A 1,838-nucleotide genomic window follows, 5' to 3' on the forward strand; every position below is an offset into this window, starting at 1 on the left:
GCGAGAGGCGAGTCTGTGAGCAAAACAGATGGCACACCCGAACAACTGGTCGACGTGGAAAATCTTGCCTCGTCGCTTCACCGCTTTGCAGATGATCGCGATTGGAAGCAGTTTCACTCACCCAAGAACCTCCTCTTGGCTCTCACAGGCGAGGTAGGTGAACTCTGCGAAATTTTCCAATGGATGAGCGAGGCCGATTCAACGGGTGCAGCAAAGCGTCCCGAAACCGCCCAAGCTGTGAAGGACGAACTGGCTGACGTGCTTATGTACTTGGTCCGCTTGGCCAGTGTGCTGGGCGTCGACCTCAACGAAGCTGTGACAAGCAAGCTCGCCCTGAACGGGCAGAAATACCCTGTCGACAAAGCTAAAAGCACCAGCAAAAAGTACGACCAACTCTGACCCATTGGGCTCTAAGGACCACTCGTGATCGTTTACGCTGCGACCAAACAGCAATTCCTCAAAGACAGCGATAACGACGATATTGAAGATGTGATCCTCAGGCACTTCAAAGAAGCCACCGGCAAGAAGGTAGGAGCTTCGGAGATTAGATCCTGGCAGGGTTCACTGACTTATATGGCCAAAGTGCTTCGAGACGACGGCCTGCCCAACAGTGCCGGCCTGGCGATTGAGCTGCACATCCCTCAGTCATCGAAACGAATCGACTTTTTGCTGACAGGCCGCGATGAGAATCAGACTAAAAATGCGGTATTGATCGAACTGAAGCAATGGAGCAAGGCCAGCGCAACCACCAAGGATGCGATTGTCAAAACGGCGCTGGGTGGAGGTCTTGTCGAAACCATTCATCCGTCCTACCAGGTCTGGTCGTACGCCGCGCTGCTGGAGGGCTTCAACGAAGCCGTCTACGACAAAAGCATCGAAGTACGCCCCTGTGCCTACCTCCATAACTATGTCAGTGATGGCGTCATCGACTCTGCTCACTACGAAGCCTATACCAGCAAAGCCCCCTTGTTCCTCAAGGGCCCCGAAGAGCTTGCAAAGCTGCGAAGTTTCCTCAAGAAACACATCATTCATGGCGACAACAAGGAGGTTCTTTACGAACTCGCCAACGGGAAGATTCGCCCGTCCAAAGCACTGGCGGAGGCGCTGAGCGGGCTAATGAAAGGCAAGCCTGAGTTCGTATTGATTGATGATCAAAAATCAATCTTCGAGTCGGCGCTCGCTGCGGCAAGTGAGGCCTCTATTGAAGCGCCGAAGGTGCTGATCATCGAAGGCGGTCCGGGTACCGGAAAAACAGTATTAGCGATCAACTTGCTGGTGAGGCTCACCGCCTTGAAGCTGTTGAGCAAGTACGTCTCAAAAAATGCTGCGCCACGCAAGGTGTACGAGAGCAAGTTGGTTGGCACCGTCAAACGTAGCCATTTCTCCAACTTTTTTTCGGGTTCGGGAGCCTTCATCGATACCGAGCCCAATACGTATGACGCACTCATCGTTGACGAAGCCCACAGGCTCAATGAGAAAAGCGGGCTTTACGGAAACCTGGGTGAAAACCAGATCAATGAGCTGATCGAATCAGCAAAATGCTCGATTTTCTTCATCGACGAAGACCAGCGCGTGACCTTGAACGACATTGGTAACAAGCAGGCTATCCGCGCCTTTGCCAAAGCCAAAGGCGCAACCGTGGAGGAATACATACTATCTTCCCAGTTCCGTTGCAGTGGTTCTGATGGCTACCTGGCGTGGTTGGATGACGTATTGGGGATTCACGCGACAGCCAACCCGCTGCTCGATACCAGCGAGTATGAGTTCAAGGTGTTCGACTCCCCTCAGGCGATGCATGCGGCTATCGAGCAGAAAAACCACGGAAACAAGGCTCGCGT

General features: G+C 53.1%; 2 protein-coding genes. Both read left to right on the forward strand.

Features of this window, described 5'->3' with window-relative positions:
* The first annotated feature begins 15 nt into the window (after nt 1-15).
* Nucleotides 16-399 (forward strand): nucleotide pyrophosphohydrolase, encoded by a 384-nt coding sequence (locus AC1DLB_RS29030; RefSeq protein ID WP_367373108.1) that lies wholly within the window; start codon nt 16-18, stop codon nt 397-399.
* 24 nt (nt 400-423) lie between these two features.
* On the forward strand, nt 424-1,838 hold a 1,415-nt coding region (locus AC1DLB_RS29035; RefSeq protein WP_477786192.1), incomplete at its 3' end, for a DNA/RNA helicase domain-containing protein.

The organism is Pseudomonas sp. 05N434 (assembly GCF_056396965.1).